The organism is Mycobacterium sp. 4858, assembly GCF_900240975.1.
Taxonomy (GTDB): domain Bacteria; phylum Actinomycetota; class Actinomycetes; order Mycobacteriales; family Mycobacteriaceae; genus Mycobacterium.
The window spans coordinates 385,275-405,301 of sequence record NZ_LT968775.1 but is presented as its reverse complement, the minus strand read 5'-3'; the positions used below and the strand labels follow the sequence as shown (position 1 = coordinate 405,301).

The 20,027-nt window shown below is 68.4% G+C and carries 19 protein-coding genes; 8 read left to right on the top strand and 11 right to left on the bottom strand.

Annotation, left to right across the window (positions count from 1 at the left end):
- Position 1: 1 nt before the first annotated feature.
- The 9 genes from octT to C1737_RS01920 all read right to left on the bottom strand — a co-directional run bounded on the left by octT (position 2) and on the right by C1737_RS01920 (position 10,001).
- Positions 2 to 739: a diglucosylglycerate octanoyltransferase gene (octT, locus tag C1737_RS01960; RefSeq protein WP_067919151.1), complete on the bottom strand. Its 738-nt coding sequence runs from the start codon at positions 737 to 739 to the stop codon at positions 2 to 4.
- Positions 729 to 1,400, bottom strand: coding sequence for a glucosyl-3-phosphoglycerate phosphatase (gene gpgP / locus C1737_RS01955; protein WP_102417078.1), 672 nt, complete (start codon positions 1,398 to 1,400; stop codon positions 729 to 731). The genes octT and gpgP overlap by 11 nt, the downstream gene beginning before the upstream one ends.
- Positions 1,397 to 1,786: a ribosome silencing factor gene (gene rsfS, locus C1737_RS01950; protein WP_102417077.1), complete on the bottom strand. Its 390-nt coding sequence runs from the start codon at positions 1,784 to 1,786 to the stop codon at positions 1,397 to 1,399. Before rsfS ends, gpgP begins: the two co-directional genes overlap by 4 nt.
- Complete coding sequence (nadD, locus tag C1737_RS01945; RefSeq protein WP_082972930.1) at positions 1,783 to 2,451, bottom strand: nicotinate-nucleotide adenylyltransferase; 669 nt, start codon at positions 2,449 to 2,451, stop codon at positions 1,783 to 1,785. Before nadD ends, rsfS begins: the two co-directional genes overlap by 4 nt.
- A gap of 144 nt (positions 2,452 to 2,595) precedes the next feature.
- Positions 2,596 to 4,041: a VWA domain-containing protein gene (locus C1737_RS01940; protein ID WP_102417076.1), complete on the bottom strand. Its 1,446-nt coding sequence runs from the start codon at positions 4,039 to 4,041 to the stop codon at positions 2,596 to 2,598.
- Between the two features lie 10 nt (positions 4,042 to 4,051).
- On the bottom strand, positions 4,052 to 4,927 hold the full coding sequence (locus C1737_RS01935) for a MoxR family ATPase (protein ID WP_067919142.1): 876 nt from the start codon (positions 4,925 to 4,927) through the stop codon (positions 4,052 to 4,054).
- Positions 4,928 to 4,964: 37 nt separating this feature from the next.
- On the bottom strand, positions 4,965 to 6,224 hold the full coding sequence (locus tag C1737_RS01930) for a glutamate-5-semialdehyde dehydrogenase (RefSeq protein WP_068095996.1): 1,260 nt from the start codon (positions 6,222 to 6,224) through the stop codon (positions 4,965 to 4,967).
- Between the two features lie 106 nt (positions 6,225 to 6,330).
- Positions 6,331 to 7,776, bottom strand: coding sequence for a mechanosensitive ion channel domain-containing protein (locus C1737_RS01925; protein ID WP_102417074.1), 1,446 nt, complete (start codon positions 7,774 to 7,776; stop codon positions 6,331 to 6,333).
- Positions 7,773 to 10,001: an adenylate/guanylate cyclase domain-containing protein gene (locus C1737_RS01920; RefSeq protein ID WP_369807462.1), complete on the bottom strand. Its 2,229-nt coding sequence runs from the start codon at positions 9,999 to 10,001 to the stop codon at positions 7,773 to 7,775. Before C1737_RS01920 ends, C1737_RS01925 begins: the two co-directional genes overlap by 4 nt.
- Before the next feature lie 149 nt (positions 10,002 to 10,150).
- Between C1737_RS01920 and C1737_RS01915 the strand changes: the two genes are divergently transcribed.
- Positions 10,151 to 10,828, top strand: a complete 678-nt coding sequence (locus C1737_RS01915) for a cation transporter (protein WP_102417072.1) — start codon at positions 10,151 to 10,153, stop codon at positions 10,826 to 10,828.
- A gap of 90 nt (positions 10,829 to 10,918) precedes the next feature.
- Positions 10,919 to 11,797 (top strand): PfkB family carbohydrate kinase, encoded by an 879-nt coding sequence (locus C1737_RS01910; protein WP_102417071.1) that lies wholly within the window; start codon positions 10,919 to 10,921, stop codon positions 11,795 to 11,797.
- On the opposite strand, the gene C1737_RS01905 is transcribed toward C1737_RS01910, so the two are convergent.
- A complete protein-coding gene (locus tag C1737_RS01905) occupies positions 11,794 to 12,633 on the bottom strand; it encodes a GntR family transcriptional regulator (protein ID WP_068096000.1) in 840 nt (279 codons plus the stop codon). The two genes, C1737_RS01910 and C1737_RS01905, sit on opposite strands and share 4 nt — an antisense overlap.
- 69 nt (positions 12,634 to 12,702) lie before the next feature.
- Between C1737_RS01905 and C1737_RS01900 the strand changes: the two genes are divergently transcribed.
- The 6 genes from C1737_RS01900 (at position 12,703) to C1737_RS01875 (ending at position 17,885) form a co-directional block, all read left to right on the top strand.
- Positions 12,703 to 14,124 (top strand): MmgE/PrpD family protein, encoded by a 1,422-nt coding sequence (locus C1737_RS01900; RefSeq protein ID WP_102417070.1) that lies wholly within the window; start codon positions 12,703 to 12,705, stop codon positions 14,122 to 14,124.
- Between the two features lie 10 nt (positions 14,125 to 14,134).
- Positions 14,135 to 15,019 carry an oxaloacetate decarboxylase gene (locus C1737_RS01895; protein ID WP_068096004.1) on the top strand — a complete coding sequence of 295 codons (885 nt, stop codon included), beginning with the start codon at positions 14,135 to 14,137 and terminating at the stop codon, positions 15,017 to 15,019.
- Positions 15,010 to 16,257: an aconitase/3-isopropylmalate dehydratase large subunit family protein gene (locus C1737_RS01890; RefSeq protein ID WP_102417069.1), complete on the top strand. Its 1,248-nt coding sequence runs from the start codon at positions 15,010 to 15,012 to the stop codon at positions 16,255 to 16,257. The genes C1737_RS01895 and C1737_RS01890 overlap by 10 nt, the downstream gene beginning before the upstream one ends.
- Positions 16,254 to 16,814 (top strand): 3-isopropylmalate dehydratase, encoded by a 561-nt coding sequence (locus tag C1737_RS01885; protein WP_067919125.1) that lies wholly within the window; start codon positions 16,254 to 16,256, stop codon positions 16,812 to 16,814. Before C1737_RS01890 ends, C1737_RS01885 begins: the two co-directional genes overlap by 4 nt.
- Complete coding sequence (locus tag C1737_RS01880) at positions 16,811 to 17,359, top strand: YbhB/YbcL family Raf kinase inhibitor-like protein (RefSeq protein ID WP_102417068.1); 549 nt, start codon at positions 16,811 to 16,813, stop codon at positions 17,357 to 17,359. The genes C1737_RS01885 and C1737_RS01880 overlap by 4 nt, the downstream gene beginning before the upstream one ends.
- Before the next feature lie 124 nt (positions 17,360 to 17,483).
- A complete protein-coding gene (locus C1737_RS01875) occupies positions 17,484 to 17,885 on the top strand; it encodes a hypothetical protein (protein ID WP_102417067.1) in 402 nt (133 codons plus the stop codon).
- A 53-nt stretch (positions 17,886 to 17,938) separates the two neighbouring features.
- Here C1737_RS01875 and C1737_RS01870 read toward each other — a convergent pair whose 3' ends face one another.
- On the bottom strand, positions 17,939 to 19,981 hold the full coding sequence (locus tag C1737_RS01870) for an NAD(+) synthase (protein ID WP_102417066.1): 2,043 nt from the start codon (positions 19,979 to 19,981) through the stop codon (positions 17,939 to 17,941).
- Between the last annotated feature and the right edge of the window lie 46 nt (positions 19,982 to 20,027).

Below are 20,027 nucleotides of genomic sequence, written 5' to 3'. Positions count from 1 at the left end.
TTCAGCCGCGGTGTTTCTCGTTCGGTACCCCCGCCTCGGCCAGGGCCTTCAGCATCAGCTCGGCAACCGCCTGGTGTGCTTCGAAATTCCAGTGAATGCCGTCGGGATTCCCTCGTCCACTCATGATGTGCTCGGCGACAGCCGCTTTGAGGTCCACCAGCGGGACATCGCGGCTTTGCGCCCACTCGGTGATGGCCGCCGCGGTGGCGGGACGGCCGTGGTGGGCCCTGCCGTAGGTGTCGGCAATGTGCACCGACGGCAGTGACGCCACGATCGGGATACCGGGGCGGTTGAAATCGATCGCGTTGCGGGTCTGTTCGAGGTAGTCGGCGCTCAGGTGCGCAGGCAACGCCGACCGGGCCACCGGTGACAGCCTGGGCTGCAGCCAGCCATAGCCGTCGCGGACCCAGCGGCGCAGCCGTGGCGGCCGCACGTAGCGGATCAGTTCGCGCAGCGCCGTCGGCAGCACCGACGGCAGCGAATCCATGCCGCCGGTGGCGAAGATGACCGCGCCCGCCCTGGGCAGGGCCGCCCAGGCACGCGGGTCCTGGGTCGCGGCCCACCAGATGTCGCGGCAGGTCCAGCCGATGCGGCCGATGAGCTCGACATCCCAATCCAGTTGGGCAGCAACGATGTTGGGCCAGATCCGCGGATCGTCGGCGGGCAGGCCGCCGGTGGGCCCGTAATAGGCCAGCGAGTCGGCGAATATCAGCAGGGTGGGCCGGGCCTCAGAGGACATCGTTGGACACCTGCGCCGAAGCGTTCCAGACGTCCAGACGCCAGCGGATGGCGTCCACGCCTGCGTCATCGTCGGAATGGCCCGAAAGCTGCACCCAGCTGGCATTGCCCATGCCACCCAATACCGGCCAGTTGGCCACCGGAAGCTCCAGCAGCGCGGCCGACAACGCGGCGATCAGGCCGCCGTGGGCCACCAGCACCACCGGGCGGTCGGCGTGCTGGGGGCCGCCCCACTCCGGCTCGCCGGACACCAGTTCGGCCACCAACGGCACGCTGCGGGCGGCGACGTCGACCCGGCTCTCGCCGCCATGGGGCGCCCAGGTGGCGTCTTCGCGCCAGGCCAGGCGGGCGCCGGGGGCCTGCGCGTCGACCTCGGTGTGCGTCAACCCCTGCCAGTCGCCGAGATGCGTTTCGCGCAACCGCGGGTCCACGCGGATGGACAGCCCGGTCCGCTCCCCCAGCCGGATCGCCGTGTCGTAGGCGCGATGCAGATCGGACGAGACGATCAGCAACGGCTGCAGCTTGCCCAGCACCTCGGCGGCGGCGATCGCTTGTGCCCGCCCCAGTTCGCTGAGTTGGGAATCCAGCTGACCCTGCATCCGGCTACCGGCGTTGAACTCAGTCTGCCCGTGCCGCAACATGATCAGGCGACGAATCGTCATTGCGTTCCCGCCTGGTCTTCCGGGACCTCGGCGAGGTCCACCGGCACCACCGGGCAGTCGCCCCACAACCGGTCCAGGGCATAGAAGTCGCGGTCGTCCTGGTGCTGGATGTGCACGACGATGTCGCGGTAGTCCAGCAGCGTCCAGCGGCCCTCTCGGGTGCCCTCCCGGCGCGCCGGCTTGTAGCCGGCCCGGCGCATCTTCTCCTCCACCTCGTCGACGATGGCGTTGACCTGCCGCTCGTTGGACGCCGACGCGATGACGAAGCAGTCCGTGATGACCAGCTGGCCCGACACGTCGATCACCACCACGTCGTCGGCCAGCTTCGAGGTGGCCGCGCCGGCGGCGACGGTCGCCATGTCGATGGCCTCCTGGGTGGCGGTCACGTGTTGTTCCCGGCGGGCAGGCTTGAGCGGCTCACGGTGTCCTTCGGTTGTCCGCCGCCGCGATACAGCCGGCGCTTGGAGACGTACTGCACGACACCGTCGGGCATCAGGTACCACAGGGGTCGACGCTGCTCGGCGCGCAGACGGCAATCGGTCGACGAGATGGCCAGCGCCGGGATCTCGACAAGCGTGAGCACGTCGTCGTCCAGCTCGCCCAGGACGCCGGTGATGTGTTCGCGCCGCAGCTCGTATCCGGGCCGGCTGACGCCGACGAACCGCGCCAGGTCGAACATCTCCTGCCAGCCCTGCCAGGACAGGATGGAGGCGAGCGCGTCGGCGCCGGTGATGAAGTACAGCTGCGCATCGGGGTTGAGGGCGTGCAGATCCCGCAGGGTGTCCTTGGTGTAGGTGGGTCCGGCGCGGTCGATGTCGACGCGGCTCACCGAGAAACGCGGGTTGGACGCGGTGGCGATCACCGTCATCAGGTACCGGTCCTCCGCGGCGGAGACGTGCCGGTCCTTCTGCCAGGGCTGACCGCTCGGCACGAACACCACTTCGTCGAGGTCGAACAGGTCGGCGACCTCGCTGGCGGCAACCAGGTGCCCGTAATGGATGGGATCGAACGTCCCGCCCATCACGCCCAGCCTGCGGAGCTGCTTTTGCACGATTTGCCAGCTTACTTGAGCCGGCGACGGCGCCTGATTTCCCAGCCGCCGCCCGCGAGCGTGCGCGTTTGTACGGCTAGCGCGGCGTGTCGCCGTACTGGGGGCACCTCCCGCTTGCGGGGGAACACGCACGCTGGGCAGAATTCACACCGGCAGCAGCTGGTCGATCACCGCGGCGAGCTGCTTGGCCGACCGGCATTCGTGCATCGTGATGATCTCCTGGTAGCGCGGCACCGCCGAGTCGCCGCTGCCCCACAGATGCCTCGGCTCGGGGTTCAGCCAGTGGGCGTGCCGGCTCGCGGTGACCATATGGGCCAGCAACCCGGTCTCGGGATTGCGGTAGTTGGTGCGGCCGTCCCCGAGCACCAGCAGCGAGCTGCGCGGCGACAGCACGTTGGGGAACGCCTGCACGAACGACGCGAAGGCGTTGCCGTAGTCGGAATGCCCGTCGCGGCTGTACACCCCGGCCTCCCGGGTGATGCGCTGGATCGCCACGGCCAGATCGGCCTCCGGGCCGAACATGTGGGTCACCTCGTCGGTGGTGTCGATGAATGCGAACACCCTGACCCGCGAGAACTGTTGACGCAGAGCGTGCACCAACAACAGGGTGAAATGGCTGAACCCGGCGACCGAACCGGACACGTCGCACAGCACCACCAGTTCCGGGCGCGCCGGGCGCGGTTTGGCCAGCACCACGTCGATCGGCACGCCGCCGGTGGACATCGACTTGCGCAGCGTCTTACGCAGATCGATAACCCCGGCGCGGCTGCGTCGCCGCCGCGCCGCCAGCCGGGTGGCCAGGGTCCGGGCCAGTGGGGCCACCACCCGCTGCATCTGGCGCAGCTGGTCTCCGGAAGCGCGCAGGAACTCGACGTTCTCGGAAAGCTGTGGGATGCCGTACATCTGGACGTGGTCACGCCCGAGTTGTTCGGCGGTGCGCCGTTTGGTCTCGGCGTCGACCATCTTGCGTAACTGGGTGATCCGCTGCGCGGCAAGCGCTTTGGCGATCTGCTCCTGGGTGGGAGTGGGCTCGTCACCGTAGGGCGCGAGGAGCCCCGCCAGCAGCTTGCCCTCCAGTTCGTCCAGCGCCATCGCCTTGAGCGCCTGGTATGACGAGAACGACGGGCCGCGGCTGGAACTGTATTTGCCGTAGGCCTCCACGATGCGCGCGATCATCGCGACCAGCCGCTCGTCCATGTCCGCGAGGTCGGGATTCTCGGTGAGCAGGTCCAGCAGCATCTGGCGCATCGCCTCGACGTCGTCGGGCGGCAACGAGTCATCCTGTGCCCCGTCGGCATCTTCGTCGGTGACCACCGCGCGTGTGCCCAACGCGGCGGGGAACCACAGGTCGAACATGGCGTCGTAGGTCTCGCGGTGTTCCGGACTGCGCAGCACGGCGCACGCGACGCCCTCGCGCAGCACCTCGCGGTCACCCAGACCCAGGGTGGCCATCACCCGGCCGGCATCCACCGTCTCGGATGGCCCCACCGAAATACCCACTCCGCGAAGCGCTTCCACGAAACCAACCAGGTGACCAGGCAGTCCGTGCGGGGCCAGTGGCCGGGTGGGCCGGATGCGACGAGGGGCCATCGGTGGGTTCCTAGTTCAACCGGAGCTCGCCGCTTGCGCGCTGCTGGTCGGATTGATGCTTGAGGACCACACCCAGGGTGGCGGCGACGACGGAGTCGTCGATGGTGTCGAGGCCGAGTGCGAGCAGCGTGCGGCCCCAGTCGATGGTCTCGGCGATGGACGGCACCTTCTTGAGCTGCATGCCGCGCAGCACGCCGATGATGCGCACCAGTTCTTCGGCGAGATGCTGGGGCAACTCGGGCACCCGCGACAACAGGATGCGGCGTTCCAACTCGGGACTGGGAAAGTCGATGTGCAAGAACAGGCATCGACGCTTGAGGGCCTCGGACAGTTCCCGGGTGGCGTTGGAGGTCAGCACCACGAAGGGTGTCCGCTCCGCGGTGATCGTGCCCAATTCCGGTACGGTCACGGCGAAGTCGGACAGCACCTCGAGCAGCAGTCCCTCGATCTCGATGTCGGCCTTGTCGGTTTCGTCGATCAGCAGCACCGTGGGCTCGGTACGCCGGATAGCGGTCAGCAGCGGACGTTGCAGCAGGAATTCCTCGCTGAACACATCGTCTTTGGTTTGATCCCAGTCCCCCGAGCCCGCCTGAATGCGCAGGATCTGCTTGGCGTGGTTCCACTCATAGAGCGCGCGGGCCTCGTCCACCCCTTCGTAGCACTGCAGGCGGACCAGTCCCGAGCCGGTCGCCTCGGCGACGGCGCGGGCCAGTTCGGTCTTGCCGACGCCCGCGGGGCCCTCCACCAGTAGCGGCTTGCCCAGCCGGTCGGCAAGGAACACCGCGGTCGCGGTGGCGGTGTCGGGCAGGTAACCGGTCTCGGCCAACCGTCGCGAGACGTCATCGATGTCGGCGAACAACGGCTTGGGCCGGGCGGGCACGCTCACTATCTCAGTTCTCCTCAAGCATTTTTCGTCGCTGATGTCAGGCGGGACGGACGTGTCCGTCGCCCCAGGCAATCCATTTGGTCGAGGTCAGCTCCGGCAACCCCATCGGACCGCGGGCATGCAGCTTCTGGGTGGAGATGCCGATTTCGGCACCGAAGCCGAACTGCTCACCGTCGGTGAACGCCGTCGACGCGTTGATCATCACTGCTGCGGCGTCGACACCGTCACTAAACCGTTGCGCCGCAGCCATATTGCTGGTGACGATGGCCTCGGTGTGGCCCGTGCCGTACTCGTTGATGTGCGCGATCGCGGCGTCGATGCCGTCGACCACCGCGACCGCGATGTCCATCGACAGGTATTCGCGGCGCAGGTCGTCCTCCGACGCGTCCGCCGAGAACCCTCCGTGCACGGTCACACCGGCATCTTCGAGGGCGGACACCAACCGCGGCAGGGCCTTCTTGGCGATCGCCGCGTCGACCAACAGCGTCTCGGCGGCGTTGCAGACACTGGGCCGGCGGGTCTTGGAGTTCAGCAGGATGCGTTCCGCGACATCGAGGTCGGCCCCTTCGTGCACGTAGACGTGGCAGTTCCCGACGCCGGTCTCGATGGTGGGCACCTGGGCGTCGCGGACGACCGCGTTGATCAGGCTCGCACCGCCGCGCGGAATCACCACGTCGACCAGGCCGCGGGCCTGGATCAGGTGCGTCACCGTGGCGCGGTCGGCGGCCGAAAGCAGTTGCACGGCATCGGCGGGCAGGTCCTCGCTGACCAGCGAAGCCCGCAGCACCTGCACCAGAGCCTGGTTGGATCGCGCCGCCGACGAGCTTCCGCGCAACAACACGGCGTTGCCCGACTTGAGCGCCAGACCGAAGGCGTCGACGGTGACGTTGGGCCGGCCTTCGTAGATCATGCCGACGACGCCGAGCGGCACGCGCTGCTGCCGCAGATGCAAGCCGTTGGGCAGGGTGTAGCCGCGCAACACCTCCCCGACCGGGTCGGGCAGCCCGGCGACCTGGCGCAGGCCGGCGGCGATTCCTTCGACACGTGTGGCATCCAGCGCCAACCGGTCGAGCATCGCCGTCGGTGTGCCGACGGCTTCGGCGGCGCTGAGATCTTCGGCGTTGGCAGACAGGATCAAGTCGGTGTGGGCCGCTATCGCGTCGGCCGCGGACCGCAGCGCCTGGTCCTTGGCGACGGTCGGCAGCAGCGCCAGCACGCGGGAGGCGACCCGGGCGCGGCGAGCGGCGTTGTGGACTTCTCGGCGCAAGTCAGGCAGCGATGGTGCTTGCAGACTCATTGAACCAGGGTAGCGGGCCTTCACCGGTCGGGTGAGGCGGCCCGGGTATTACGGCATCCGCCCCGCGCGTAACGCGCCGGCGATCGACATGCCCGCTCGCCGGAGGTCAGCGGAGGGGTTTCGCCGACATCGGCGCCTCGATACGGGCGGGCCCGGTTCGCTCATGCCGAGTTGCCTGTCGCACCTTGGCTTGCCGCTCGTCGATCAGTCGGCCCAGGTCTTGCAGGAGCAAGGGCTTACGCATCACGAGATCCTCGAGGTGTTCGCGATCGATCTGTAGCGCGGTCACCTCGTCCAGTGCGTACGCGCCGGCGAGGTTGGGTTGACGGGTGAGCGCGGTCAGGCCGAGGAACGATCTCTCGTCCAGGGTGGTGACCGGTACCACCGATCCGTCGTCGGCCGTCGCGGTCAAGCGCACCCGGCCGGCCACCAGGAAGGTCATCCCACGGGACACCTCACCCGCCGACTCGAGGATTTCGTCGGCGCCGAAGCGGACGATCTTCGCGTACGGCACAAGTGACTGCTGATCGGCGTGACTCAGCCGCAACGCCGGCGCCACCACCGTGCGCAACGCCTTTTCCACCCGTTGCTTGGTCGAATAGTTGTCGTCAGCACCGTCAAGCCGAAGCCTCGCCCGCCGCGCGGCGTACCAAACCCAGCGCAGGAACGTCGCTTCGGTGGCCTCGGCGTCGGCGGGCGACGACAACCGAATGCTCGTGCGGTACTGCCCGCCGCCCAAGGCGACGGTGGTGGGCGGGATTTCGGGTCTGCGGGCCGGTAGCGCCACGGCCACCCGCGTCAACATCGCGCACACCTTGTCCGGCGCATCGCCGGCCGCGAATTTCGTTGTGATCGCACAGTCGTACGCGCGGGACGGGCGACTGAGATTAGTGAACGAGGTGCTGGCCAGCATCGAGTTGGGCATGATGCGGATCCCGCTGCCGGTGTCGATGTGTACGGATCGCCAGTTCACTTCGACGACGCGCCCCCGCGCCGTCCCGGTGTCCAGCCACTCATCGATCCGGAACGGCTGCTCGAACAGCATGAACAAGCCGGACACGACCTGGCCGACGGAGTTCTGCAGCATCAGGCCGATGACCACCGACGTGACGCCCAGCGCGGTGAACAAGCCGCCGATCCGGACGCCCCAGATCATCGACAGCATCACCGCCAGGCCGACGCCGATGACCCCGAAGCGGGCGACGTCGACGAAGATGGTGGGCAGTCGTTTGCGCCAGCTGTCGTCGGGCGCGCCCTCGAACACTGTGGCGTTCAGGGCGGACAGCACCAGCACCAGGACCAGCAGGCCGAACACCGTCGTGAGGATCCGCACCGTGCCGTCTCCGGCCGGCACCTGCGAAGCCTTGACGAGCAGCAGCAACAGCGCACCCAGCGGCAGCAGGTAGTTGCGCAGCAGGCTTACCTGCCTGGCCAGCTGGCTGTTTCGGCGGACCAGCATGCGGTGCAGCTCGGTGAGCAGGATCAAAACGACCGGGAACCCGACCGCGACCCCGATGGCCCAGTAGAACCACGATGAGTCGAACAGGTTCATGGCCGCTCCGACAACCGGTAGATCGCCTGCTCGGCTCCGCCGACCGAGATGGTGCCGTCCGGCGTGAAATGCCGCACGTCCCGCATCGCCTCGTACACCTGCGAGGTCACATAGATGCCCGATTGGTTTGCGCCGCTTTGCATTCGGTAAGCCAAGCTCACCGCCGCGCCCCACATGTCGTAGACGAGCCCCGAGCGGCCGACCAGTCCGCTGATGACGTCACCGGTGCTGATGCCCACCCGAAGGCGCAGCTGGTGACCGGCTTGGGTATTGAACCGATCGATGATGTGGCGCATTTCGATGGCGAAGTCGACGCTGCGGTGGATGCTGTCCAGCCGCGGCGTGACCACCCCACAGCTGGCGAGATAGCCATTGTGGAAGGTGCGGATCCGCTCGACGCCCAGAGACTCGGCCGCCGAATCGAACTGGCGGAACAATTCGTCGACGATCCCCACCAATTCGTCGCCGGATACATCGACGGAAACCTCGTCGAGCCCGACGATTTCGGCGAAGATCACCGCCACGCCCTGGTGTTCCAGCGCGATGGTCTCCTGCCCCTCGCGATATCGCTGAACCACCGACTCGGGCATCAGCGCCAGCAAAAGGCGGTCGTTCTCCCGGCGTTGTTCGTTGAGCAACTCCTCCTTGATCGCCAGGCTGCGGCTCATCTCGTTGAAAGCCGCGGTGAGGTCGCCGATTTCGTCGCGCGTCTTTACCGGGATGTTGACCGCGTAGTCGCCCGAGCTGATCTTCTGCGTGCCCGCCTGCAGCCGGCGGATCGGCCGCAACATCAGCTGCGCAAGCACCATCGACGCCACGCAGATGGCAAAGATCATGATCGATACCGCCAGCACGACCGTTCTACTGAACCTACCCAGGCGCGCGAAGGCATCCGAGTTGTCCCGGGTCGCCAGGATCGACCAGTGCAGATCGGAGTTCGGCACGGTCAACGGGGCGTAGGCCTCCAACTCCCGGTTGCCCAGGTAGTCGGTGGCGCTGATGACCCCCGTCTGTCCGCGTTGGGCGGCGCGAAGACCCGCGGTCGGGACCGGCTGCACCAGCGTCGTACCGCCGAGCCGGATCGCTTGCTCCACCACGTCGGCCGGGGTGCCCGACGCCACCGCCTCGCGTTTGTATTCCGCTGGATCCTCCAGGAAAAGCCTTGAGTCCGAACGCATCAGGTTGTCGGGGCCTGCCAGGTACGTCTCGGTCGCCGGCCCCATGCCGACGGCCTCCCAGTGTTTGTCAGCGGTCATGATCTTGTTGATCTTCGAGATCGGCAGCGGCAGGGCCATGACGCCGTTGAATTTGCCGTTCATCCCCACCGGCGACACCGCCCACGCCGTCGGGGTGTCGAGCTGCGGCTGGTACGGCTGGAAGTCGGTGATCCAGACGAAGTTGATGTCGTTGGAGCGCAAGGCTTTCTGGTAGGCGTCGCGCAGATTGGATTCCCGGTAGGGGCCGGTGAGGATGTTGGTGCCCAGGTCCGGGCCTTTGTTCACCGAGAAGACGACATTGCCCTGCATGTCCAGCAGCAGCGCGTCCGGGTATTCGAAACGGGTGACGATGTCGTGCATGTAGAAGCCGTAGCGGGCGCTGGCCGCCGACCATGCGCTGCCGTCGCCGGCATCCTGGACCTTCCGCGCGTCGGAGATCGACGGATACGGCGCCGTGTAATAAGCCTGAAGATACTTCTGCGCGTTGGAACTCGGGAGGATCGCGTTGCGATCGAGTTCCTCACCCGTGATCCGCTTGATCGGCTTGATCATGTTTTCGTCGTAGTAGTTGACGAGAGCCAGCTGCTGGGCCGGCGTGATGGTCGCGTTGGACAGCTGCGCGAACCCGTCGGTGAACGCCGTTGCCGCCTCGACGATGCTGAACCCGCCGCTGTAGACGATCAGCGAATTGGTCACCTCTTTGAAAAGCGACCGCACCTGCTGCGCCTGGGACTCGCGCAGTTCGATGAGCCGCTCGGATTCGACCTGGCGCAGCGCGTTGCGGCCGGACGATGCCCCGATGAACCCGATCACCCCGATCGACAGGATGCTGGAGAGCAGCAGCATCAGCATCAGCTTCGATTGAAGGCCGATCCGGAAAAGCCGGCGACGGCGAAACTTATGGCCCTTGCGCGCCTCTGCTCGCTGCGCCGCAGTCGTTTCGGCCGGCGTGGACGCCGGTGCCGTCTGGGAAGCCGGCTCAGCGTCTTGTAGCTCGCTCGAGGTCACTCGACTACGCCCTTCCTGGGACAACGCAGCATCGCTCACGCAGCACACTAGCGCGCGCGTCGCAAGATATGGGCGATTGCCGCAAAGCGTTCGACGGGCAGAATGCGCGGCCGTAATTCAACTGAGGCTGCGGACTTATCCTTGGCGCTATGAGCGACGCGTGCGCCGGGGGTTGTGGTGACGGCGCGACCGGCGTGGCCGCCACCCGGCGACCGGAGCGCGATGCCGAGTGGGTACGGGCTGCGCGCAGGGCACGTTGGCTCGCGTGGGCCAGCCTGGCGTGGATGTGCGCGGAGGGCGCGCTCGGGCTCTGGCAAGGGTTCGCCGTCGGCTCCATCTCCCTGATCGGCTGGGCGCTCGGCAGCGCGGTCGAGGGCCTGGCGAGTGTGATCGTCGTGTGGCGGTTCACCGGGGCACGCACGCTGTCGGAGACCTCGGAGCGCCGGGCGCAACGCGGAGTGGCCGTGTCGTTCTGGCTCATCGCGCCTTACATCGCGCTGGAATCTGTCCGGAATCTGGCGGCGGGCAACCGACCGGGCACCACGCTGATCGGGATGGTCCTGACCGCCGTGGCGGTGATCCTGATGCCACTGCTGGGGTGGGCCAAGCGGAGGCTCGGCACGCGCCTGGGCTCGCGGGCCACCGCCGGGGAGGGCACGCAAAACTATGTGTGCGCCGCGCAGTCCGCCGCTGTGCTGTTCACGCTGGCCGTCATGGCGGGATGGCCGGGTGGCTGGTGGCTGGACCCGACGGTCGGGCTGGTGATCGCCGGGGTCGCGGGGCGCGAGGGGTTCGAGGCGTGGCGCGGCAAGGAATGCGGATGCTGATCGTATCGCCAAAAATACTGCGCGGCAACGTGTTTCATCACCTCCCAAGCCGCGGTGCGCGGCGGCGGACGACCGGTTAACGTCACAGTCATGGCGCAGGTCTGTGTGGTCGGCAGCGTCAACATGGACGTGTCGCTGCGCGTCGACGCCCTTCCCCGACCCGGCGAGACGGTGCTGGCTTCGTCGCTGACCCACGCACCGGGCGGCAAGGGCGGCAATCAAGCGGTGGCGGCGGCGCGGGCGGGCGCGCAAGTGCAGTTCGTCGGCGCGGTCGGCGACGACCCGGCCGCCGAACAGTTACGCGCCCACCTGCTGACCAACGGCGTCGGGTTGGACGCAATCGCGGCAACGCGCGGACCGAGCGGCACGGCGATCGTGGTGGTCGATGCCGACGCCGAGAACACCATCGTGGTCGCCCCGGGCGCGAATGGGCGGCTGACGCTGGACTCCCCCGCTGCGCGGACCGCCATCGCCGGCTGCGACGTGTTATTGACGCAACTGGAAATTCCGGTGCGGGCGGCGGTGGCGGCGGCACGCCAGGCCCGCTCGGCCGGAGCGGTCGTCATCGTCAACGCTTCACCGGGCGGGCAGGACCGAAGCTCGTTGTCCGACCTGGCGGCCCACGCCGACGTCGTGATCGCCAACGAAGCCGAGGCCGAAGAGTGGCCATGGCGCCCCACCCACTTGGTGACCACATTGGGGGCGCGCGGCGCGCGGTACGTGGGCGACGACGGCGACTTCGTGGTGCCCGCCCCCACGGTGGCCGCGGTGGACACCACCGGGGCGGGTGACGTGTTCGCCGGGGTGCTGGCCGGGAGCTGGCCGCGCAACCCGGGTTCGCCCGCCCAGCGCCGGCGCGCGTTGCAGCGCGCCTGTGCCGCGGCCGCGCTGGCAACCCTGGCGCACGGCGCCGGCAACTGCGCCCCGGACGCCGAAGCGATCGATGCGGCGCTGCGCGGCGGCCGCTAGCCGGTGTCGCCGCGGACGTCGTGGGCGATTATCAGGCCGTCGCCGGTCTCCATCTCCTCCGCGGTCTGGCTGAGCAGCACGCGGCTGCGACTGGGCGACAGCACGGTCGACACGTAGTGATGCGGGGCCCCGGCCACGAATTCCAGGCGGTTGATGCGGAGCAGCGCGGCGCCGATGGCGGTGCCGAGCAGGTGCGCGTTGCGCGGTCCGGCGATCTCGGCGGTGATCTCGTGCCGCACCCGGTCGACGGCGACGCCCGCCTGTGACAGCAACTCGTACAGCGGCGCACGCCGCAACTCCGGCTCGGTCAGCACGCCGGCCAATTCCTGCGGCAGCCAGGCTTCGGTCACCATCAACGGCTCATCGGTCCTGCGCTGACGCCGCACCCGCACGATCTGTAGCAGCTCGCCGGACGTCTCCCCGGACGTTTGCAAGGCCTCCCCGATGGCCCTCGGGGGACGCCGCGTCCCGAGCTCGACGACTTCGACCTTGGTCTCGAATTGCGTCTGCCGCAGGCTCTGCATGAACGAACGCCCGGCCCCCGCAACGCCCGAGACGTCCGCCGGCCCGTGCGGCCGCACGAACGACCCGACGCCGTGCCTGCGCTCGATGTATCCCTGGTGGGCCAGGTCGGCCAGCGCCCGGCGCACGGTGATGCGGGATACACCGAACTGGTCGCAGAGGGTCTGTTCGGTGGGCAACGCGTCGCCGGGGGCGATGACGCCACGGTCGATCTCGTCGTGCAGGACCAGGAACAGCTGCCGGTGCAGCGGCACCCCGGCCGCGGCCGAGACCGGCCCTGCTCTGCCCTCCTGCACGGTGGTCAATGCTTCCACACGGACTCCCTTGCCAACTCGCTCGAGTTGTTATATGTATATAACAACTCGACATGCCTGGGGGGATCGATGCACGCACCGGCCGCCAGTGACCCGGACGGTCCGACCGGGCGACTTGCCACCTGGGTCGCCGGCCTCACCCTGGACGACGTCCCGCGCGAAATCCTCGACCGGGCGAAGCACCTGCTGCTGGACGGGATCGGATGCGCGCTCGTCGGCGCGCAACTGCCGTGGTCGCGCGTCGCGACCGACGCCGTCCTCGCGCTCGAGGGTCGGGGCGACGCCGTCGTCATCGGCACCGGGCGCACGACCGGGGCGCCCGCGGCCGCGGTACTCAACGGCACCTTCATCCAGGGCTTCGAGCTCGACGACTTCCATCCCCGCGCCCCGCTGCACAGCTGCTCGCTGCTGATTCCGGCGCTGATGGCGACGATGTCCACGCGGCCACGACCCTCGACGGGCGCCGAGGTCCTGCTGGCCGCGGTCGCCGGCTTCGAGGTGGGCCCGCGGGTCGGCTACACGCTGCACGGCACCCAGATGCTGGACCGCGGCTGGCACTCGGGATCGGTTTTCGGCACCCACGCCGCGGCGATGGCGTCCGGAAAGTTACGTGGGCTGCCGCCGGCGCAGTTGGAGGACGCCCTCGGGCTGGCCGGAACCCAGTCGGCGGGGCTGATGGCCGCCCAATACGAGGCCATGAGCAAGCGCATGCATCACGGTCTGGCGGCGCGCAACGGCTTCTACGCGGCGGGGCTGGCGGCGGCGGGTTACACCGGCATCAAGCGGGTGTTCGAACGTGAATACGGCGGGTTTCTCAGCGTTTTCGGCGAGGGCCACGACCCGGACCCCACCGCACTCACCGGGCAACTCGGCCAGCGGTGGGAGACCGCCGTCATCATGGTCAAGTCCTACGCCGCGATGGGCGGCTTGCACGCAGCGATCGACGCCGCGCGGCGGGTGCGCGAGTCGATTGCGCCCCAGGACATTTCGAAGATCGACATCACCGTCGGCGAGACCATCTACAAGCACGGCTGGTGGCGACCGCAACGGCCGCTCACCCCGGTCGGCGCCCAGATGAACATCGGGTACGCGACCGCCGCGGCGCTCCTGGACGGCAACGTGTTGCCGGAACAATTCACCCCTGCCCGTCTCGATTCCGACGACATCTGGTCGCTCATCGCGGCGACGTCGGTGCACCTCGACGAATCACTCACCCACGCCGGCATCACTGAGAAGTTCCGCACCGACGTCGCGGTCACCACCCACGACGGCACGGTCCACCGCGCCCGCGTGGCGTTGCCGCACGGCGCGCCCAACGATCCCGTCACCAACGACGAACTGGTCCGCAAGTTCCACTCGCTCGCCGACCGGGTCACCCGCCGCGCCCGTGCCGAGGCGATCGAGCGGGCGGTGCTCAATCTCGACGACCTCGACGATGTCGAGCAACTGACCGATCTGCTCGCGGCCCCGGTCGCGGGCGCCCTGGACTGAAAGGAGAACCATGCCCACCACCCCGGCCCGCCAACGGCTGACGGACTTGCTCGGTGCCGGCGAACTCATCGTCGCCCCAGGCGTTTTCGACGGGATCTCTGCGCACCTGACGAAACGCACCGGCCACGCCGCGGCGTACATGACCGGTGCCGGGGTGGCCGCCTCCGGCTTCGGCTTACCCGACATCGGGCTGGTCACCGCGACCGAGATGGCCGGCCGGGCCGCGATGATCACCGACGCGTTGGGCGACGTTCCGTTGATCGCCGACGCCGATACCGGCTATGGGGCGCCCATGAACGTGGTGCGCACCGTTCGCTCCTACGACGCGGCGGGGGTGGCCGCAGTTCAGTTGGAAGATCAGGTCTTTCCGAAACGGTGCGGCCACCTGCCGGACAAACAGGTGGTCGACGCGGCCGTGTTCGAACAGACCCTCGCCGCGGCGCTGGACGCCCGCTCCGACGACAGCCTGCTCGTGGTGGCCCGCACCGACGCCCGGGCCCCCCTCGGTCTGGACGCGGCCATCGAGCGCGCCAACCGATACGCGCGGGCGGGCGCCGACATCATCTTCGTCGAGGCGCCACAGGACGCCGACGAGATCGAGCGCATCGCACGCGAAGTGGACGCTCCCCTGCTGATCAACCTCGTGCAGGGCGGGCTGACGCCGTTGCAGTCGGCCGCGCGGCTGCAAGAGTTGGGCTACGCCATCGCGATCCACCCGAGCAATCTCTTGGTGCAGGCGACTTTCGGCATGCTGCAGAGCCTTTGCGAACTGAACGGCACCGACATCGCCGGCCACCTACCCACGACGCCCGCCGATTTCTTCAACATGGTGGGGATGGCCGAATGGCTCGAACGCGACGCCCGATACGCCCGGAAGGACCCCTCATGGGCATGACGGTCATCGAGAAGATCTTCGCCCGCAAGGCCGGTCTGCATTCGGTGTCGGCGGGTGACACGGTCGTGGTCGAGGTCGACATGACCGCTCTGATCGACCTGCAGTTCGCCACGATGTGGATCACGCCCAACCGGATCCACGACCCCGACAAGCTGGCGGTGGTCATGGACCACGCCGTGCCGGCGCCGACCATCAAAGACGCCGCGGGCGGCCCACAGGCCCGCCGATTCGTCGCCGACTTCGGCATCACACGCTTCTACGACGTCGGCCGGCACGGCATCTGTCACCAGGTGATCGCGGAGAACGGACTCGCGCGGCCCGGAGAGATCTTGGCCTGCACCGACTCTCACACCTGCGCGGCGGGCGCCTACAACACCGCCGCCCGGGGCCTCGGGCCCGCGGAGGTCTATTCGATCATGTGCACCGGCGCGACGTGGTTTCAGGTCGCGCCCACCATCCGCTACGAACTCGAGGGTGCGAAACCGGAGACGGTCAGCGGCAAAGACGTGTTCTTGCATATCGCCAACGAGTACGGCGACGCCCCGAACCTGAACCTCGAATTCGGCGGCTCCGGCCTGTCCGGCGTCCCGATGCACGATCGGCGCACCATTGCGACCCAGTGCGCCGAGGTCTCCGCCGACTTCGCCACGTTCGAGCCCGACGACGTGTTGACGTCGTTTCTGCACGAGCGCGGCGTCTCCGGATACGACGCTGCCGCGCCGGATCCAGATGCCGGATACCAAGAGATCCGGCGTGTCGACCTGACGACGCTGGAGCCTTTCGTGGCGCGGCCGGGAACCGTCAGCCGCAACGGACTCCCGGTTTCCCGGCTGGAGCGCCAGAAGATCGACCAGGCCTTCATCGGGTCGTGCGCGAATGGCCAGCTCGAGGACCTCGAGATCGCCGCACGGGTGGTGCGCGGCAAGTCTGTCGCGCCGGGCGTGCGCCTGTTGGTCACGCCCGCCTCCCAGGCGGTGTACCGGGAGGCCATGCGGCTGGGGTACTTGCAGGACCTGGCGGACGCGGGTGCGGTCATCACCAACTCCACCTGCGGCGCGTGTTTCGGCTACCACATGGGTGTGGTCGGTCCCGGCGAGGTGTGCATCACCTCGAGCACCCGCAACTTCACCGGCCGCATGGGCAGCACCGAGGCGGAGATCTTCATGGCGTCACCGGCGACCGTTGCGGCCTCGGCCATCGCCGGACATATCACCGATCCGAGGAGTGTGACGGCATGAGCGTGGTGTTCGGCGGAAGGATCTGGGTGTTCGGGGACAACCTGAACACCGATGCCATGTACCCGGCGTTCGCGATGAAGATGGATCCGCCGGAAGCGGCCAAGCATGTCTTCTACGAGGTCCGCCCCGGTTGGACAGACCAGGTGTCCCCGGGTGACATCGTCGTGGCGGGCAGGAACTTCGGGCTCGGATCTTCCCGGCCCGTCGCGGCCCTTTTCCTCGAGCTCGGCGTCGCGGGACTCGTCGCCGAGGAATTCAACTCGTTGTTCTTCCGCAATGCCGTCAACGCCGGCCTGCCGGCGATGACCGTGCCCGGTGCCACCACCGTGTTCCACGAAGGCGACACGGGAACCTTCGACCTCACCGGCGGCACCTGGCGCAACAACACCACCGGTGCGTCCGGAAGCGTTCCGACCCTTCCCGGGCTCATCCTCGACATCATCGAAAGCGGCGGCGTGCTACCGCGGTTGGTCGAGCAGGGATACCTGCCCAGCGAACTGGGCGACCTCGTGCGGTCGCCCACCGTCGCGATTCGCGGCGCGGGCAGCGGCGCATGACGGCGTTGCCCGGCAGGCTGCTGCGCCGCGTGCGCGCCGGCCCGCGCCGAAGCCCTCTCGCACGGGCCGCGCTCGATGCGCCCGGCTCCATCAGCGTCGGCAGCGCCGCGTTCACCGACGGCGGCGCCATGCCGACCTCCAGCGCCGGCGTGGGCGTCGGAGACAACGTCTCGCCTCCGCTGCGGTGGAGCCCGCCGCCGCCCGGGACCCGGCAGCTGGTGCTCATCATCGATGATGTCGACGTCCCCCTGCCCCGCCCGCTGCTGCACACGGTCGCGGTGATCGACCCGGCACTGGACGGCCTCGACGCCGGCGGGTTGCGCCCGGGCGCGGCGGGCATCCGCTGCCTGCGAGCCGATCTGGGCCACCGCGGCTACGCCGGGCCGCGCCCGATCCCCGGGCACGGCCCGCACCACTACCGATTCCACGTGTTCGCGATCGACCGGGACGTCCCGGACGGCATCACCACGGCCACGGCGCTGCTCGCCGCCATGAGCGGGCACGTGCTGGCCCGCGGTGTGCTGACCGGAACATACGAACGCTGACCCCCCGGCGGTCGGCGCCACCGGCCTGACCTGCGGTTGGCAGTGGTTGGCAGCGTCCGACGTCGATCTGGCAGTGGTTCGCGGGCAGCGTCGGGAGCGATCAGCCATCGACGAAAGGAACATCATGTCCGCGACCACGATTGCCCGCACCCGGGACGGCCTGCTTCGCCTGGCCATGCGCGCCGACGCCGCCATCAGCGGCGTGGTCGGCCTGGCGGGGATGCCGCTGGCCGGCCGGCTCGCCGAGCTTTCGGGGACCACGCCGACCTTCGAGTACGCCATGGGCGCGTTCTTGATCGGCTACGGCGTTGTCGTGTTCGGGCTCGCCGCCCTGCCTTCGGTGCGCCGGGCGGGTATGGGCGTCATCATCGCCAACCTGGCGTACACGGTGGCCGCCGTGGTTCTGGTGCTCGAAGACGTCTTCCCGTTGACCACGGCCGGCGTCGCGTTGAACCTGGCCGCCGGCGCCTACACGCTGGTGTTCGCCGAACTCCAATACCAAGGCTGGCGCCGCGCGCGGGCCTGAGCCCGGCGCCCTAGGGCCCGCCCGGCAATCCCGCGGGCGGGCCCATCGGCGGGCTACTCCTCGGGAATCTGCCGGTCGATCTCGTCGAGCCAGATGCGCGCGGACATGTCCGACGGGGCCCGCCAGTCACCGCGGGGCGACAGCGCGCCTCCGTGCGACACCTTGGGCCCGTTGGGCAGCGCCGAGCGTTTGAATTGGCTGAACGAGTAGAACCGCTGCACGAAAACCCCCAGCCAGTGCCGGATCTCCTTCAGCGAGTACGTCGGTCGCTTGTCGTCGGGGAATCCCGGCGGCCAGTTGCCCCGGTCCGGGTCGCTCCACGCATGCCAGGCCAGAAACGCGATCTTCGAGGGCCGGAATCCGTACCGCAGCACGTGGAAGAGCGAAAAATCTTGCAGGGCATACGGTCCGACCTTGTCCTCGCTGCTCTGCAGTTCTTCCTCTTCGCCTTTCGGGACGAGTTCCGGGGAGATCTCGGTGTCCAGCACCGACTGCAGCACGTCGGCGACGTCGGAGGAGAACTGGCCGGACGAGATGACCCAGCGGATCAGATGCTGGATCAGCGTCTTCGGGACACCGCCGTTGACGTTGTAGTGCGACATCTGGTCGCCCACCCCGTACGTCGACCAGCCCAGCCCGATTTCGGAAAGGTCGCCGGTGCCCAGCACGATGCCGCCGCGCTGGTTGGCCAGCCGGAACAGGTAGTCGGTGCGCAGCCCCGCCTGCACGTTCTCGAAGGTGACGTCGTAGACCTTCTCCCCGCGCCCGAACGGGTGGTCCATCTCCTTGAACATCACCATTGCGGTCTCGGTGATGTCGATTTCGGAGAAGGTGACCCCCAGTGCGCGGCACAGCTCGATGGCGTTGCGCTTGGTGCGATCGCCCGTCGCGAAGCCGGGGAGCGTGAACGCCAGAATGTCGCTGCGCGGCCGCCCTTCCCGATCCATGGCGCGTGCCGCAACGATGAGCGCGTGCGTCGAGTCCAGGCCACCGGAGATGCCGATGACGATCTTCGGGTAGTCCAGCGCGCGCAGCCGCTGCTCGAGCCCCGACACCTGGATGTTGTAGGCCTCGTAGCAATCCTGTTCCAGCCGTTCGCGATTCGCGGGCACGAACGGGAAACGCTCGACATCGCGGCGCAATCCGATGTCGCCGGCCGGCGGGTCCAGCCGGAACCCGACACGCCGGAACGACTCGGCCGACCCGCGGTGGTGGCGCCGGTTGTCGTCGAATGTGCCCATGCGCAGCCGTTCTGAGCGCAGCAGATCGATGTCGACATCGGCGATGCTGCGCCGCTCCCCCTTCGGGAAGCGCTCGGAGGAGGCCAGCAGTTGGCCGTTCTCCCACACCATCGTCTGACCGTCCCAGGCCAGGTCGGTGGTCGACTCTCCCTCCCCCGCGGCGGCGTAGACGTAGGCGGCCAGACAGCGCGCCGACGCCGAGCGGGCCAACAGGCAGCGGTCCTCGGCGCGGCCGATCGTGATGGGGCTGCCGGAGAGGTTGGCCAGTACGGTCGCGCCCGCCAGCGCTGCCTCCGCGCTGGGCGGGATCGGCACGAACATGTCCTCGCAGATTTCGACGTGCAGCACGAAGTCGGGGATATCCGATGCGGCGAACAGCAAGTCGGGGCCGAAGGGGACGTCGGCGTCACAGAGCCGGATGGTGCCGCGCTCGTCGTCTCCGGCCGCGATCTGGCGGCGCTCGTAGAACTCTCGGTAGGTGGGCAGGTACGACTTGGGCACCACGCCGAGCACCGCGCCGCGGTGGATGACCACGGCGGTGTTGTAGATGCGCTGCCGGTAGCGCAGCGGAGCACCGACGACCAGGACCGGCAGCAGATCGGTCGAGGCGGCGACGATGTTCTCGACGGCGCCGGTGACGTCGTCGAGCAGTAGGTCCTGCATGACGATGTCCTCGATGGAGTATCCGGACAACGTCAACTCCGGGAACACGGCCACCGCGACACCGTCGTCGTGGCACGCGCGCGCCAACCGTACGACCGAGTCAGCGTTGGCCGCCGGATCGGCGATCGCGGTGTGGTGCGTACACGCGGCGACCCGGACGAAACCCTGGCTGTAAGCGTTGTAAAAGTCCATCGCCCTTCCATTGTCGCCTGACCTGTGTCAACCCGTGGCCGCCGGG

What these genes read in the sequence shown, in the direction of transcription:
- octT (WP_067919151.1), bottom strand. Translation starts at nt 739, where the DNA reads ATGTCCTCTGAGGCCCGGCCCACCCTGCTGATATTCGCCGACTCGCTG.
- gpgP (WP_102417078.1), bottom strand. Translation starts at nt 1,400, where the DNA reads ATGACGATTCGTCGCCTGATCATGTTGCGGCACGGGCAGACTGAGTTC.
- C1737_RS01940 (WP_102417076.1), bottom strand. Translation starts at nt 4,041, where the DNA reads ATGGCCCCTCGTCGCATCCGGCCCACCCGGCCACTGGCCCCGCACGGA.
- C1737_RS01930 (WP_068095996.1), bottom strand. Translation starts at nt 6,224, where the DNA reads ATGAGTCTGCAAGCACCATCGCTGCCTGACTTGCGCCGAGAAGTCCAC.
- C1737_RS01925 (WP_102417074.1), bottom strand. Translation starts at nt 7,776, where the DNA reads ATGAACCTGTTCGACTCATCGTGGTTCTACTGGGCCATCGGGGTCGCG.
- C1737_RS01915 (WP_102417072.1), top strand. Translation starts at nt 10,151, where the DNA reads ATGAGCGACGCGTGCGCCGGGGGTTGTGGTGACGGCGCGACCGGCGTG.
- C1737_RS01910 (WP_102417071.1), top strand. Translation starts at nt 10,919, where the DNA reads ATGGCGCAGGTCTGTGTGGTCGGCAGCGTCAACATGGACGTGTCGCTG.
- C1737_RS01900 (WP_102417070.1), top strand. Translation starts at nt 12,703, where the DNA reads ATGCACGCACCGGCCGCCAGTGACCCGGACGGTCCGACCGGGCGACTT.
- C1737_RS01895 (WP_068096004.1), top strand. Translation starts at nt 14,135, where the DNA reads ATGCCCACCACCCCGGCCCGCCAACGGCTGACGGACTTGCTCGGTGCC.
- C1737_RS01890 (WP_102417069.1), top strand. Translation starts at nt 15,010, where the DNA reads ATGGGCATGACGGTCATCGAGAAGATCTTCGCCCGCAAGGCCGGTCTG.
- C1737_RS01885 (WP_067919125.1), top strand. Translation starts at nt 16,254, where the DNA reads ATGAGCGTGGTGTTCGGCGGAAGGATCTGGGTGTTCGGGGACAACCTG.
- C1737_RS01880 (WP_102417068.1), top strand. Translation starts at nt 16,811, where the DNA reads ATGACGGCGTTGCCCGGCAGGCTGCTGCGCCGCGTGCGCGCCGGCCCG.
- C1737_RS01875 (WP_102417067.1), top strand. Translation starts at nt 17,484, where the DNA reads ATGTCCGCGACCACGATTGCCCGCACCCGGGACGGCCTGCTTCGCCTG.
- C1737_RS01870 (WP_102417066.1), bottom strand. Translation starts at nt 19,981, where the DNA reads ATGGACTTTTACAACGCTTACAGCCAGGGTTTCGTCCGGGTCGCCGCG.